Annotated in this window: 13 protein-coding genes; all 13 read right to left on the minus strand. The window is 66.6% G+C overall.

Annotated elements, in window-relative coordinates:
* Window positions 1-76: 76 nt before the first annotated feature.
* The 13 genes from ACAM58_RS14035 to ACAM58_RS14095 all read right to left on the minus strand — a co-directional run bounded on the left by ACAM58_RS14035 (window position 77) and on the right by ACAM58_RS14095 (window position 14,653).
* Entirely contained in the window at window positions 77-982 is a 906-nt protein-coding gene (locus ACAM58_RS14035; protein WP_012748016.1) for an SDR family oxidoreductase, read from the minus strand.
* Between the two features lie 117 nt (window positions 983-1,099).
* Complete coding sequence (locus tag ACAM58_RS14040; RefSeq protein ID WP_012748017.1) at window positions 1,100-2,038, minus strand: glutathione S-transferase family protein; 939 nt, start codon at window positions 2,036-2,038, stop codon at window positions 1,100-1,102.
* A gap of 32 nt (window positions 2,039-2,070) precedes the next feature.
* Entirely contained in the window at window positions 2,071-3,711 is a 1,641-nt protein-coding gene (locus ACAM58_RS14045) for an isovaleryl-CoA dehydrogenase (RefSeq protein WP_369663041.1), read from the minus strand.
* 31 nt (window positions 3,712-3,742) lie between these two features.
* Entirely contained in the window at window positions 3,743-4,759 is a 1,017-nt protein-coding gene (locus ACAM58_RS14050; protein WP_012748019.1) for an NADP-dependent oxidoreductase, read from the minus strand.
* 22 nt (window positions 4,760-4,781) lie between these two features.
* Complete coding sequence (locus tag ACAM58_RS14055; RefSeq protein WP_012748020.1) at window positions 4,782-5,246, minus strand: PaaI family thioesterase; 465 nt, start codon at window positions 5,244-5,246, stop codon at window positions 4,782-4,784.
* 356 nt (window positions 5,247-5,602) lie between these two features.
* Complete coding sequence (locus tag ACAM58_RS14060) at window positions 5,603-6,397, minus strand: SDR family oxidoreductase (protein ID WP_307592741.1); 795 nt, start codon at window positions 6,395-6,397, stop codon at window positions 5,603-5,605.
* Window positions 6,398-6,428: 31 nt separating this feature from the next.
* On the minus strand, window positions 6,429-6,731 hold the full coding sequence (locus tag ACAM58_RS14065) for a Dabb family protein (RefSeq protein WP_369663042.1): 303 nt from the start codon (window positions 6,729-6,731) through the stop codon (window positions 6,429-6,431).
* Window positions 6,732-6,753: 22 nt separating this feature from the next.
* On the minus strand, window positions 6,754-6,990 hold the full coding sequence (locus ACAM58_RS14070) for a hypothetical protein (RefSeq protein WP_012748023.1): 237 nt from the start codon (window positions 6,988-6,990) through the stop codon (window positions 6,754-6,756).
* A gap of 2 nt (window positions 6,991-6,992) precedes the next feature.
* Window positions 6,993-8,846, minus strand: coding sequence for an acyl-CoA dehydrogenase (locus ACAM58_RS14075; RefSeq protein ID WP_369663043.1), 1,854 nt, complete (start codon window positions 8,844-8,846; stop codon window positions 6,993-6,995).
* Window positions 8,847-8,982: 136 nt separating this feature from the next.
* Window positions 8,983-10,158 (minus strand): acetyl-CoA C-acyltransferase, encoded by a 1,176-nt coding sequence (locus ACAM58_RS14080; protein WP_369663044.1) that lies wholly within the window; start codon window positions 10,156-10,158, stop codon window positions 8,983-8,985.
* A gap of 43 nt (window positions 10,159-10,201) precedes the next feature.
* On the minus strand, window positions 10,202-11,677 hold the full coding sequence (locus ACAM58_RS14085; RefSeq protein WP_278874163.1) for a M20 family peptidase: 1,476 nt from the start codon (window positions 11,675-11,677) through the stop codon (window positions 10,202-10,204).
* Window positions 11,678-11,699: 22 nt separating this feature from the next.
* Window positions 11,700-13,805: a 3-hydroxyacyl-CoA dehydrogenase NAD-binding domain-containing protein gene (locus tag ACAM58_RS14090; protein WP_369663045.1), complete on the minus strand. Its 2,106-nt coding sequence runs from the start codon at window positions 13,803-13,805 to the stop codon at window positions 11,700-11,702.
* Between the two features lie 152 nt (window positions 13,806-13,957).
* The gene (locus ACAM58_RS14095) at window positions 13,958-14,653 is read right to left on the minus strand and encodes an ABC transporter ATP-binding protein (protein WP_018904492.1); all 696 of its coding nucleotides are present in this window, start codon (window positions 14,651-14,653) and stop codon (window positions 13,958-13,960) included.
* Window positions 14,654-14,865: the final 212 nt, after the last annotated feature.

Consider the following 14,865-nt stretch of genomic DNA (forward strand, 5'->3'; position numbering starts at 1 on the left):
GAGTACCCGGTGGCCTGTGCACGCGCCATGAACAAGAACAACGGCGCCCCGAACAACAGCGCCACGAAACAAAGCATCACCCCGCGCGCAGCTGCTCCCGCAACTTCTGCCCGATCTCCGGCCGCTCGAGGAACGGGTCGGCCGGATTCTTGACCGCCACGATGTTCTCCATGCGGCTCCTCACGTTGCCCAGCGCCTTTGGATGGCTGAACACGTAGAACTGGTTGTCGCTGATCGCGTCGAACACCTTCGCCGCCACTTCGGCCGCCGTGATCTTGCCGCTGCTCACCGCCTTGTTGCTCATGGCCTGGCCGATCAGCTGGCTCTTGGTGAGCTCGGTTTCCTTGGGCGCGTTCGGGCGGTTGCGCTCGCTGCTCGTGATGCCGGTCGGCACGAAGTACGGGCACAGGAGGCTCGCGCCGATCTGGTCGGTGACCAGCGTCAGGTCCTGGTACAGCGTCTCGGTCAGGCTCACCACCGCGGCTTTCGCGGCGTTATAGATGCCCATGTTGGGCGGCGTGAGCAGACCGGCCATGCTGGCCGTGTTGGTGATGTGGCCGCGGTAGGCCGGGTCTTTCGCGGCGGCCTCGAGCATCATCGGCGTGAACAGGCGCACGCCGTGGATCACGCCCCACAGGTCCACGCCCAGCACCCACTCCCAGTCGGCCACGGTGTTCTCCCACACCAGGCCGCCCGCGCCCACGCCGGCGTTGTTGAACACGAAGTGCGGCGCGCCGAAGCGCTCCTTCACCGCAAGGGCCAGGGCTTCCATCTGCGCAGCGTCCGACACGTCGACCTTGCGCGCGAGCACCTGCGCGCCGGCGGCTTCCATCTCGGCGCGGGCCTTGTCGAGCGCGTCCTGCTGCACGTCGACCAGCACGAGATTCATGCCGCGCGCAGCGCCGATGCGCGCGCATTCGAGGCCGAAGCCCGAACCCGCGCCGGTGAGTACGGCCGTCTTGCCCTTGAAGTCCTGAATCATTTGCCGGTGTCCTTCTTGCGTTGAATGTCTCTGACTGAGCTTGGAGCCGCTATTGAAATACGGAACGCGCCGCGGCGCAGTCACGAAGGTGCCCATGCCGGCGCTTCTGCTTCTTCTTCAGGCCTCTGCTTTCTTCAGCACATAGCCGATGCGCGGGAAGTGCACGTGCACCGTGCCCACACGCTCGTGGCTGCGCTCCAGCGTGTAGTGCGTGCGCGTGGCGGCCACCAGCGTGCCGGGGGTTTCCTCCAGGCCGAAGCTCTCGGCGCGAATTGTGACCGCGGTGCCCAGCGCAATGCCGTGGTCGTCCTGGAAGGTGCTGTCTGTCAGCAGCGTGTGCGGCGTGCCGGCCTTGGCGATGGCGATGGCTTCGTCCGAGCTGGATTTTTCGATGCTGCCGTGGCCGATGGCGGCCATGCGGTCCATCCAGTCGACGACCGCGGGCGTGAGGTCGAGGATGCCGCGCACCGAGTCGATGCGGCGCGTGTACCAGAGCGGGTGGTAGACCGAGAAGTCGGCAATGCACGGCACCTCGCCCAGCAGGTAGGGCTTGTCGTCGAGCATGTCGGACAGGCGGCGCAGGTACGACTTGTAGGCGCTGGTAGCGTCGGCCGGGCGCAGCCGCGTCATGTTGCCGGTGCTCATCTTTGCGCGGTCTTCGCCGAAGGCCTTGGCGGCTTCGGGCGGCGCCTTGGCAAACAGCTCGGCCGCGCCGCGGGGCTGCATGCTCCAGGCCATGGCGGCCCAGAACAGCGTGGTGTCGGCCCACTGCGCGAGGATGCGCGACATGCCTTTTTCGGGCTCGGGGTAGAGCGTGGCTTCGGGCTGCAGGTGCTCGAGCACGTCGGCGATCAGTGCGCTGTCGCAGTAGATGTCGGCGCCGATCTGCAGGAACGGCGTCTTGCGGTAGCCGCCCGTGAGCACCTCCACGTCGGGCTTGGGCATGACGGGCGGAATGAGCACGGACTTCCACGCCAGCTTCTTGGCGCCGAGGATGAGCCGCACCTTCTCGGAAAACGGCGAGGTGTTGTAGTGGTGCAGGATGAGTTCGGCCATGTGCTGGTTTCCCGTGGATGAAATGTTGGAGCTCAGCGCGGCTGCGCGCGCTCGATGATCGAATCGAAATCGGTGCCCGCGCCCAGCGTGCCGAAGGCATTGCCCCAGTCGCCGCCCAGCCGCGATGCGCAGAAGGCGCCCACGACGGCCGGTGGCGCGGTCTGTGCGAGCAATGCCGCCTGCACCGCCAGGGCCACGTCCTGCGCGAGGCGGCGCGCCTCGGTCTCGGAAGCCATGGCCTCGATGCGGGCCGGCAGCGCATCGGCCAGGCGGTCGAGCGCCGCATGCTGGCCGCGCGCGGGCGCCAGCTCCTTGCCCAATGCGGCCACGGCATCGCCCTTGCGCAGGCCGCGCAGCAGGTCGAGCGCCATGATGTTGCCGGCGCCTTCCCAGATCGAGTTGAGCGGCATCTCGCGGTAGATGCGCGCCATGATGCCTTCGCCGCCCTCTTCCACATAGCCGTTGCCGCCCAGGCATTCCATGGCTTCCTGGGCGAAGTGGCTGCCGCGCTTGCAGATCCAGAACTTGGCGACCGGCGTGAGCAGGCGCGCCATCAGGCGCTCGTGCTCGTCGGCCTGCCGGTCGAAGGCGCGCGCGAGGCGAATGGCCAGCGCGGTGGAGGCCTCGCTTTCGAGCGCGAGGTCGGCCAGCACGTTCTTCATGAGCGGCTGCTCGATCAGCGGCTTGCCGAAGGCCATGCGCTGGCTCGCGTGGTTGAGCGCAATGCCGAGCGCCTGCCGCATCAGGCCGCTGGTGCCCAGCGCGCAGTCGAGCCGGGTCATGGTGCCCATCTCGAGGATCTGCGGAATGCCGCGCCCTTCTTCGCCCACGAGCCATGCGCTGGCGCCGTGGAACTCGACCTCGGAGCTCGCGTTGGCCTTGTTGCCGAGCTTGTCCTTCAGGCGCTGGATGTGGATGGCGTTGCGGCTGCCGTCGGGCAGCACGCGCGGCAGGAAGAAGCAGCTCAGGCCGGCCGGCGCCTGCGCGAGCACCAGGAAGGCATCGCACATCGGCGCCGAGAAGAACCACTTGTGGCCGGTGATCGCGTAGCGCTCGCCCCAGGCGTCGCTGCCGTCGCGCACGGCTTGCGTGGTGTTGGCGCGCACGTCGGAGCCGCCCTGCTTCTCGGTCATGCCCATGCCCATGGTCAGGCCGGGCTTGTCCTTGAACGAAGCGAGCGCCGGGTCGTACCAGAGGCTGCCGAGCTTCGGGCCCCAGTCGGCATACACGGCGGCATTGCCACGCAATGCGGGCGTGGCGGCGTAGGTCATGGAGACCGGGCAAAGGATCGATGGCTCCAGCTCGGTGAAGAGCATGAAGCCGGCCGCCCGCAGCACGTGCGGCGAGGCCGAAGTGCCCGTCCAGGGCGTGCCGTGCAGGCCTGCGCCCACGGCGGCGGCCATGAGCACGTGATAGCTCGGATGGAACTCCACCTCGTCGATGCGCCGGCCGAAGCGGTCGTGCGTGTGCAGTTCGGGCGGGTGGGTGTTGGCGAGCCGCGCATGCGCCTGCATCTCGGCCGAGCCGATGGTTGCGCCCAGCTCGCTCAGCTGCGCGAGCTGAAGCGATGGCGCATTGAACTTCAACGCATCGCGCAGGGGCCGGTTGGTTTCGAAGAGGTTGTAGCCCACCAGCGGCTCGGGCTGGTTGAACACCTCGTGCGTCGTTTCCATAACCGGCCTCCTTGCCGTGCGTTCAGCTCATTCAGATCAGCTTGACGAGCTGCTTGCCGAAATTCTTGCCCTTGAGCAAACCCAGGAAGGCCTCAGGGGCAGCCGCTATGCCTTGCGCCACCGACTCGCGCGGCCTGAGCTTGCCGCTGGCCACCAGCGCACCGAGCTCGGCCAGCGCCTCGGGCCACACTTCCATGTGCTCGCTGACGATGAAGCCTTCGATCTTCATGCGGTTGATGAGGATCAGCGCCGGGTTCGCGAGCGGCAGCGGCTGGCCGTCGTAGCCCGCGATCATTCCGCACAGCGCCACGCGCGAGAAGGCATTGGCGCGCAGCAGCACGGCGTCGAAGATGTAGCCGCCCACGTTCTCGAAATAGCCGTCGATGCCATTCGGGCAGGCTTCCTTGAGCGCGGCGCTCATGCTCTTGGCGTCGGGGTGCTGGCGGTAGTCGATGCAGGCATCGAAGCCGAGCTCGTCGGTCACGTACTTGCACTTGTCCGGCCCGCCTGCAATGCCCACCACGCGGCAGCCGCGCGCCTTGGCCAATGCACCGAAGGCACTGCCGACCGCGCCGCTAGCGGCAGTGACGACCATCGTCTCGCCGGCCTTCGGCGCGATGATCTTCACGAGGCCGTACCAGGCCGTGACGCCCGGCATGCCGACCGCGCCGAGGTAGTGCGACAGCGGCACCTGCGTGGTGTCGACCTTCTTGAGCGCGCCGGGCTGCGAGGCATCGACCACGCTGTATTCCTGCCAGCCGCCGAAGCCCACCACCTTGTCGCCGACGGCGTACTTGGGGTGCTTGCTCTCGACCACTTCGCCGGCCGTGCCGCCCTGCATGACCTGGCCCAGCGGCTGCGGCTGGGCGTAGCTCTTGGAGTCGTTCATGCGACCGCGCATGTAGGGGTCGAGGCTCATGTAGTGGTGGCGCACGAGCACCTGGTTGTCCTTGAGCGCGGGCGTCTCGGCGGTCACGAGCTTGAAGTTGCCGGCAACGGCTTCGCCTTCGGGGCGGTTGTCGAGGTGGATCTGCTTGTTGGTGGGCATGGGGGTCTCCGGGAAAATGCAATCAATCGGTGGAAGGTGGGCGCATCGCATTGGCGCTCGCGGGGCCGGTGGGCAGACGGCGCTTCACGTACTTGAAGGTGCCGGTGGCGTGCGCGCATACGCGCTCCAGTTCGTCGTAGATCTTGGCCTCGGTGAAGGCCAGCGTCGCGGTTCGGTGGATCAGCGTGCCGCGCGCATGCAGCGGCCCGACCGAAGGCTGCATGAAGCTGGTCTTCATCTCGATGGTGACCACGCCGGTCTCGGGCGCCACGCTGCGTGCGGCGGCTGCCATGGTGATGTCGAGCAGCGTCATGCAGGCGCCGCCGTGCGTCACGTCGAAGGTGTTGAGATGTTCGGGCTTGGCGGTGTAGATGATCTCGGACTCGCCGCCCTCGAACTTGGTGAGCTCGAAGCCCAGGTGCCGCGCGAACGGGATCTGGCTCGTGTAGGAGAGGATGTTGATGTCGGTGGAATCGGGGGAAGGCATCTCAGGTTTGCTTTGCGTGTCGTGTTGTGGGGTCATGTGTTCGGGGCGCTGTTGTTCTTGTTCGGGGCGCGTGCACAGGCCACCGGGTACTCCCCTCCGCGAATGTCCCCCGGCCTTCGGCCTCCTCCTTGATTTCGCTGCGGGGAGCACCCGATGCCCTGTGCACGCTGGGCGCAGCGCTTGTGCCGACCGATCAACGACCGCTCTGAACAACGCTCCCGTCGATGGGGTGCCTTGCGCAGCGAAATCAAGGGGGAGGCCGAAGGCCGGAGGACATTCGCGGAGCAAGGTACCCCGTCGGCGGGAGCGCGCCCTGAACAACCCACAACCCGGCAGGTCAAAGCGCGAGCCCGCATCTAGGCCCCGAGCACCACGCTCACACCACCATCCACCGCCAGCCACTGGCCGGTAATGTGCTTGCCCGCATCGCTCGCATACAGCAGCGTCAAGCCCTTCAGGTCTTCGTCGTCGCCAAGCCGCCCGAGCGGCGCATGCGAGGCCATCTTTTCCTCGCCCAGCGACTTGATCAGCCCGGCGGCCATCTTGGTCATGAAGAAACCCGGGCAGATCGCGTTCACGTTGATGTTGTACTTGCCCCATTCGGCGGCCAGCGTGCGCGTGAAGCCGATCACCGCGGTCTTGGAGGTGTTGTAGGCCAGCGTCTGCATCTCGGGCGGGTTGCCGTTGAGGCCCGCGATCGAGGCGATGTTGATGATGCGGCCCGTCTTCTTCGGGATCATGTAGCCGTTGGCCACATGCTGCGACAGGATGAAATAGCCGCGCACATTGAGGTTCATCACCTTGTCCCAGGCCTCGACCGGATGGCTCTCGGCCGGCGCGCCCCAGCTGGCGCCCGCGTTGTTCACGAGGATGTCGATCGCGCCCATGCGCTGCAGCGTCTCGTCGGCCAGGCGGCGCGTGTCTTCTTCCTTCGAACAGTCAGCGGCGATCCAGCGCGCGTCGATGCCGGCCGATTGCAGCTCGGCCGCGGCCTGCTCCAGGTCGTCGGCCTTGCGCGAGCTCAGCATGATCTTCGCGCCGGCCTCGCCGAGGGCATGCGCCATCTGCAGGCCCAGGCCGCGCGAGCCGCCGGTGATGAGGGCGGTCTTGCCGCTGAGGTCGAACAGCTTTTGAATGGTGCGGGCGGTCATGGGAAAGTCTCCGTTGTTCGGTTTGGAATGTTCAGGCGATGTAGTCCATGCACTGGCGCGCTTCGCGCACCGCGCCGATGAAGGGCTTCAGCGCCACGTGCTGCGGATGGTCCGCATAGGCCGCGAGCGCGGCCGCGTCGGTGAATTCCGAATACAGGACTAGGTCGTAGGTGGCTTCGAGCCCGGGCTGGGCAACGGCCACCTCGAAACGCAAGGTGCCGGGCGACAGCCTGGCGCAGGCGTCGAGCAGCGCCTTGGCCTTCAGCAGGTTGGTCGCCTTGTCGGCGCCTTCGGCATGTTCCTTGAACTTCCACATCACGATGTGCCTGAGCATGGTCTGCCTTTCCTTGGCCTCGTTATTTGTCGCCCAGGCGCGAGCGCACGTAAATGAGCACAAAGCCCACCAGCGCGACCACGGCGCCGGGCACGGCCATCGACCACCCGAGCGCCGGCTCGGTGCGGCCCGTGGCAATGCCGAGGATCACGAGAAACAGGCCGCCGTAGATCAGGATCCAGATCCACTTCTCTAGCCGCGCATGCGGCTTTGGCGGCTTGACGGGGTTGGGCGTGTTGTTGGGAGCGGCGTTGGCCATTGTCAAAAAGCGTCCTCGGGCAATGCGGTACAGGTAGGGTCGCGGCTCTCGACCACGTTGAGCCAGGCACCGATTTTCGGCAGCTCGTAGTGGAAGAAGTAGTCCGTGGCGCCTATCTTGCCAGCTGTTACCGCCCTCGCCTTGTCCGCATCGATCTCCAGCGCCCGCCGCGCCACGTCCAGCCAGATCCAGGCCAGCACGGTGTGGCCGAAGGCCTGCATGTACGGCACGGCGTTGGCCAGCGCGTCGGCCGGATCGCCGGTGGACCAGGCCGCCTGGGTGGCGCTGCCTATGCGCTGCCATGCGGCGTCCAGCGCCCTGGCGTGCGCCGCGAGCGCGGGCACCTTGGCGGCGTGGCCGATGGTCTCGGCGATGCGCCCGCCCAAGAGCTGCAGGCCGCGGCCCTTTTCCATCAGCACCTTGCGGCCCAGCAGGTCGGCCGCCTGGATGCCGTGCGTGCCCTCGTGGATCATGTTCAGGCGGTTGTCGCGCCAGTACTGCTCCACCGGAAAGTCGCGCGTGTAGCCGTAGCCGCCATGCACCTGGATGGCCAGCGAATTGGCCTCCAGGCACCACTCGCTGGGCCAGCTCTTGGCAATGGGCGTGAGCACCTCCAGCAAGAGGCGCGCGTCGTCCGCGGCCTGCGCGTTGCCGGTCTTCTGCTCGTCCACCAGCCGCGCGCAGTACAGCTCCAGCGCCAGCGCGCCTTCGCAGTACGCTTTCTGCGCAAGCAGCATGCGGCGCACGTCGGCATGCTCGATGATGCGCACCTGCGGGCTGGCCGAGTCCTTGGCGACCGCCGTGCCGGGCTGCTCCGCCTTCTTCACGAGCCGGCCCTGCGGCCGCGTCTTCGCATAGTCGAGCGAGGCGTAATAGCCGGCCATGCCCAGCATGGTGGCGGCCGTGCCGACGCCGATGCGCGCCTCGTTCATCATGTGGAACATGCAGTGCAGGCCCTTGCCGGGCTCGCCGACCAGGTAGCCCACCGCACCTGCCTTGCCGCCGACCGGGTACTTGCCCTCGCCGAAGTTCAGCAGCGTGTTGGTGGTGCCACGCCAGCCGAGCTTGTGGTTGAGGCCTGCGAGCGCCACGTCGTTGCGCTCGCCGGTCAACTCGCCTTGGGTGTTCACCATGCGCTTGGGCACGATGAACAGCGAAATCCCGCGCGTGCCCGGCACCAGCTTGCCATTCGCATCCGGAATCTTTGCGAGCACGATGTGCACGATGTTCTCGGTGAGCTCATGGTCGCCCGCCGAGATCCACATCTTGTTGCCCGTGAGCCGATAGCGCGGCCCGAGCGGATCGCCCTGGTAGCCGTCGCCGTCGGGCACGGCGCGCGTGGCCACGTCGCTCAGCGACGAGCCGGCTTGCGGCTCGGACAGGCACATGGTGCCGGCCCAGCGGCCCGAGAACTCGTTCTTGGCGAACACTTCCTTCTGCATCTCGGTGCCGTGCACCATCAGCAGGTTGGCGTTGCCGCTCGTGAGCATGTTCGAGCCGATGCTGACCGACGCCATCGCGAAGAAGCTGTTGGCCGCGGCCTGCAGCGTGTAGGGCAGCTGCATGCCGCCGATGTCGTAGTCCTGCGCCGCGCTCATCATTCCCGATTCGACAAAGGCCTTGTGCGCATCATGCGTGGCCTGCGGCAGCACGACCTTCTCGCCGTCGAAATGCGGCTCCTGCGTATCGACGATGCGATTGGCCGGCGCGTACTTTTCGCGCGCAATGCGCTCGCAGGTGTCGAGCACCGCATCGAAGGTCTCGCGCGAATGGTCCGAGAAACGCTCGCGCTGGCTCAGCGATTCCGCATCGAGCCAGTCGTAAAGCAGGAAGTCGAGGGTGGGACGCAGGCTCATGATCGATCTCGGTGTGAATGGGTGCGCGGGTTCTGCGCCAGAAACACCGCGGAACCGGCTCCGCCGGGCCGCCGGTGTTGCCCCGGGAAGGGGGTTGGCGGAGGCGACACGAAGTGCGCCGCCGATTAGGGGAGAGTCAAAGCACTTCAAACACGCCGGCCGCGCCCATGCCGCCGCCGATGCACATCGTGACCAGCACCTTCTTGGCGCCGCGGCGCTTGCCTTCGATGAGCGCGTGGCCCGTGAGGCGCTGGCCGCTCACGCCGTAGGGATGGCCCACGGCAATGGCGCCGCCGTCCACGTTCAGGCGGTCGGCCGGAATGCCGAGCTTGTCGCGGCAGTAGATCACCTGCACCGCGAAGGCCTCGTTGAGTTCCCACAGGTCGATGTCGTTGACCGTGAGGCCCAGGCGCTTGAGCACCTTCGGGATCGCGAACACCGGGCCGATGCCCATCTCGTCGGGCTCGCAGCCGGCCACCGCAAAGCCGAGGAAGCGGCCGAGCGGCTTCAGGCCCTTCTGCTGCGCGTATTTTTCGTCGACCACCACGCAGGCGCCGCCGCCGTCGGAGAACTGGCTCGCGTTGCCGGCCGAGATCAGGCCGCCGGGCATCGCCGAACGGATGCCGCTGATGCCTTCCTTGGTGGTGCCGGGGCGGATGCCCTCGTCGTTCTCGATCGTCACTTCCTTGGTGCGCAGGCCCATCACGGGATCGGCCACGCCGGCCAGCACGGTGATCGGTGCGATCTCGTCCTTGAAGCGGCCGGCCTCGAGCGCAGCCGTGGCCTTCTGCTGGCTGGCGGCGCCGTATTCGTCCATGGCGTCGCGGCCGATGTTGTAGCGCTTGGCGACCTGCTCGGCCGTCTGCAGCATGTTCCAGTAGATCTCGGGCTTGTGCTTCACGAGCCAGGGGTCGGCCAGCATGTGCTTGTTGGCTTCGTTCTGCACGCAGGAGATGCTCTCGACGCCGCCGGCCACGTACACCTCGCCCTCGCCAGCGATGATGCGCTGCGCCGCGGTGGCGATGGTCTGCAGGCCCGACGAGCAGAAACGGTTGATCGTCATGCCCGAGGTGGTCACCGGGCAGCCGGCGCGCAGCGCGATCTGGCGTGCGATGTTGGAGCCGGTCGCGCCCTCGGGCGTGGCGCAGCCCATGATCACGTCGTCGACTTCGGCGGCTTCGATGCCGGCGCGCGCAATGGCGTGCTGCACGGCATGGCCGCCGAGCGTGGCGCCGTGCGTCATGTTGAAGGCACCCTTCCAGCTCTTCGCGAGCGGCGTGCGGGCGGTGGAAACGATGACGGCGCTGGTCATGGTGAGGTCCTTTGAAGATGGAAGGGAAAGAGGGTTGTGGTGGTCATTGCGCCGGCGCGGCGTTGCCGTTGCGCAGGAGCTGGTGATAGAAGCCGATCATCTCGCCGTAGTTGGCGATCGAGACGCGCTCGTTGTTGCCATGGAAGCGCGCAAGGTCCTCGCCCTTCATGCGCAGCGGCGAGAAGCGGAAGACCGCGTCGCTCACGAGGCTGAAGTGGCGCGAATCGGTGGCGGCCGTCATGAGGCCGGGCGCCACCACCACATCGGGGAACGACTGGCGCACCGCCTGCTGGATCGCGCGGTAGCCGGTGCTGTCGGTCGGCGACACGGGCGACGGCTCCGAGTTGCCGGGATAACGCTTGATCTTGATCTCGTCGTTGCCCAGGCTCTTGCGCAGGTGCGCTTCCACGCTGTCGATGCTGTCGCCCGGCAGGATGCGGAAGTTGACCGCCGCCTCGGCGCGGCCGGGCAGCACGTTGTCCTTGTTGCCGGCGCGCACGATGGTCAGCGCCGTGGTCGTGCGCAGCATCGCGTTGCTGCTCGGGCTCTTTTCGAGCTGGCCGCGCACCAGCGGTTCGGTGAGCCACAGGTTGGAGAGCATGACGCGGTTCACGCCGCTCATCTCGGGCGCGAGCGCGCCGAACATCTGCGCGGCCACGCCCTTGATGCCGCCGGGCATCGGGTTGGCCTCGAGCCGCGCGAGCGCCGCACTCATGCTGCCGATGGCGCTGTGCTGCGGCGGCATCGACGAATGGCCGGGCGCAGTGTCGAGCGAGAGAAAGAAGGTCCCGTAGCCCTTCTCCGCCAGGCCGATGAGCGCCGCGGGCTTGGAAAGACCCGGCAGCACGCCGTCGAGGACCAGCAGGCCCTCGTCGAGCACCCAGTCGAGCCGCACGTTGCGCGACTTGAGCAGCTCGGCAATCGGCTGCGCACCGCGCAGGCCGCTCACCTCCTCGTCGTCGCCCATCACGAGGTAGACGGTCTGCCTCGGCTGGAAGCCGCTCGCAACCAGCAGCTCGATGGCTTCCATCTGCGCGAACAGGTTGCTCTTGTTGTCGAGCGTGCCGCGGCCCCAGACGAAGCCGTCCCTGATCTCGCCCGCGAACGGGTCGACCGTCCAGGCCTTCTCGGTACCCGGGGCAATGGGCACCATGTCCTGGTGCGCCATGAGCGCAATGGGCTTGGCCTGCGGATCGCTGCCGGCCCATGTGTAGAGCAGCGCCCTGTTGCCGACCACTTCCTTCTTGAGGGTGGCGTGGAGCTTGGGGAACTGCTGCGCGAGGTAGGCATGCAGCTTGTCGAACTCGGCCAGGTTCGCGGCCGGGTCGTCCAGGGCCGACACCGTGCGGAACGTGATCGCGGTGGACAGCCGCTTCGCGGCCGCCTGCAGGTCGATGTCCAGCTTGGGTGCGGGCGCCACCGCCAGCTGCTGCGATGGCGTGGTCCAGGTCTTGACCGCCACGGCCGCCACCAGTGCCAGAAGCACCAGCAGCAGCCCGAGAAAGATGCGTTTCAACATGGGCGGCCGGAGTCCTTCGCGATCAGCTGAACTGCTTGCCTTCGGCCACCAGCTTCTGGATCAGCGGCGCGGGCTGCCAGAACTCGGCGTCGTCGCGCGGGTTCTTGGCAAAGCGCTTCATGGTTTCGGCCACGTTGTACAGGCCCACCTGCGACGCGTAGTGCATCGGGCCGCCGCGCCAGACCGGGAAGCCGTAGCCGGTGAGGTACACCATGTCGATGTCGCCCGACTTCGAGGCAATGCCGTCCTCCAGGATGTGCGCGCCTTCGTTGACCAGCGCATACACCAGGCGCTGCACGATCTCTTCATCGGAAATCTTGCGCGGCGTGATACCCAGTTCCTTGCGGTGGTCCTCGATCATCTTGTTGACCAGTTCCGAGGGAATCGCATCGCGCTTGCCGGCCTGGTAGTCGTACCACCCTGCCCCGGTCTTCTGGCCGAAGCGGCCCAGTTCGCAGAGCTTGTCGGCCGTGCGGCTGTACTTCATGTCCGGATGCTCCACGGCCCGGCGCTTGCGGATGGCCCAGCCGATGTCGTTGCCAGCCAGGTCGCCCATGCGGAACGGACCCATCGCAAAGCCGAACTTCTCGACGGCCTTGTCGACCTGCTGCGGCGTGGCGCCCTCGTCCAGCAGGAAGCCGGCCTGGCGCGAGTACTGCTCGATCATGCGGTTGCCGATGAAGCCGTCGCACACGCCCGAGACCACGGCCGTCTTCTTGATCTTCTTGCCAATGTCCATCACCGTGGCCAGCACGTCCTTGGACGTGGCCTTGCCGCGCACCACTTCGAGCAGCTTCATCACGTTGGCCGGGCTGAAGAAGTGCATGCCGACCACGTCCTGCGGGCGCTGGGTGAAGGCTGCGATCTTGTCGACGTCGAGCGTCGAGGTGTTGGAAGCCAGGATCGCGCCCTTCTTGGCCACGCGGTCGAGTTCCTTGAACACCTTCTCCTTCACGCCGAGTTCCTCGAACACGGCTTCGATGATCAGGTCGGCATCCTTCAGGTCGTTGTAGTCGAGCGTGGTGCTCAACAGCGCCATGCGCTGCTCGTACTTGTCCTGCTTGAGCTTGCCCTTCTTGACCTGCGATTCGTAGTTCTTCTTGATGGTGGCAATGCCGCGGTCGAGCGCTTCCTGCTTCATCTCGAGAATCTTCACGGGAATGCCCGCGTTCAGGAAGTTCATCGAGATGCCGCCGCCCATGGTGCCGGCGCCGATCACGCCCACCGACTTGATCTCGCGCTTGGACGTGTCTTCGGGCACGTCGGGAATCTTGGAGGCCGCGCGCTCGGCCATGAACAGGTGCCGCAGCGCCAGCGATTCGGGCGTGAACATCAGCGCGGTGAAGATCCGGCGCTCTTCGGCCATGCCTTCGTCGAACTTCATCCGGGTGGCGGCCTGCACCGCGTCGACGCACTTGAGCGGCGCCGGGTAGTTCTTCGACATGCCGCCGACCATGTTCTTCGCGAACTGGAAGTAGGCATCGCCCTGCGGGTGCTTGCACGGCAGGTTGCGCACCAGCGGCAGCGCGTCGCCGGTCTTGCCTGCCACGCTCTTGGCGAATGCAAGGGCTTCCTCGAACACCGATTCGGGCGAGGCCGCGAGCTTGTCGAACAGCTTCTGGCCCGGCAGGCCGGCGAGCAGTTCGCTCTTGACGGGCTCGCCGCTCACGATCATGTTGAGCGCGGTTTCCACGCCCAGCACGCGCGGCAGGCGCTGCGTGCCGCCGGCGCCGGGAATCAGGCCCAGCTTGACCTCGGGCAGCGCAATGCTGGTGCCGGGCGCCGCCACGCGGTAGTGGCAGCCGAGCGCCAACTCGAGCCCGCCGCCCATGCACACCGAGTGGATCGCCGCGACGATCGGCTTGGGCGAAGCCTCGAGCGCAAGGATCACGCTCAGCAGGTTGGGCTCCTGCAGCGCCTTGGGCGTGCCGAATTCCTTGATGTCCGCACCGCCCGAGAACGCCTTGCCGGCGCCGGTGATGACGATGGCCTTGACGGCGTCGTCGGCATTGGCCTTCGCGAGCCCATCGGTGATGCCGATGCGGGTCGAGAAACCGAGACCGTTGACCGGAGGGTTGGTCAGTGTGATCACGGCGACATCGCCGAGCACTTTGTATTCAGCCGTCATGCTGCGTTCCTTGGTGTGTGAAGAAAAAGAAGAAAAAGCACGAGTGTTCTTTTTCGGGAGATTCTAGGCGTTTGGCGCGACGCAACAATGGCACGCAGTCGCTGTTGGGACAAGGGGATCCGGGGCGCGGCCCGGATCCCCGGAGGGCTTCTTCAGACCTCGAGCCACTCTTTGCGAGTGGTTGCGTCCGCACGCAGGCTGTCGGGCGTGCCGTCGAACACGATGCTGCCGTGGCCCATGACGAGCGCGCGGTCGGAGATCTGCATCGCGATGGTCAGCTTCTGCTCGATCAGCAGCACCGAGATGCCCTTGTCCTTGAGCGTCTTCAGGTACTGCCCCACCAGCTCGACGATCTTGGGCGCAAGGCCTTCGGTGGGCTCGTCGATGATGATCAGGTCAGGGTCGCCCATCAGCGTGCGGCACAGCGTGAGCATCTGCTGCTCGCCGCCCGAGAGCACGCCGGCCTCGGTGTGCTGGCGCTCCTTGAGGCGCGGGAACATGCCGTACATGTCGTCGAAGGACCAGCGGCTGCCCTTGCCCGAGCCCTTCTGGCCCAGGAGCAGGTTCTGGTGCACCGTGAGCTTGGGAAAGATGTCGCGGTTCTCGGGCACGTAGCCGATGCCCAGGTGGGCGATCTCGTAGGCCTTCCTGCGCAGGATGTCCTGGTCCTTCCAGCGCAGCGTACCCTCGGCATGCACCAGGCCCATGATGGCCTTGGCGGTGGTCGAGCGGCCGGAGCCGTTGCGTCCCAGCAGCGCGACGATCTCGCCGGCGCCCACGTTGAAGGAAACGCCATGCAGCACATGGCTCTTGCCGTAGTAGGCGTGGATGTCGTGAAGCTTCAGCATGTCAGTGGCTCCGCGGCGTGTTGCTGTGTTGCGGGTTGCTTGTGTTCTTGGCGCTGTTGTTTTTGTTCAGGACGCGTGCACAGGCCACCGGGTACTCCCCTCCGCGAATGTCCCCCGCCTTCGGCTCCTCCTTTATTTCGCTGCGGGGAGCACCCGATGCCCTGTGCACCTGGGCACGCTGCTGGTGTATCGCTGATCAACGACCGCTCCGC

Source organism: Variovorax sp. V116 (genome assembly GCF_041154435.1).
GTDB lineage: Bacteria > Pseudomonadota > Gammaproteobacteria > Burkholderiales > Burkholderiaceae_C > Variovorax > Variovorax paradoxus.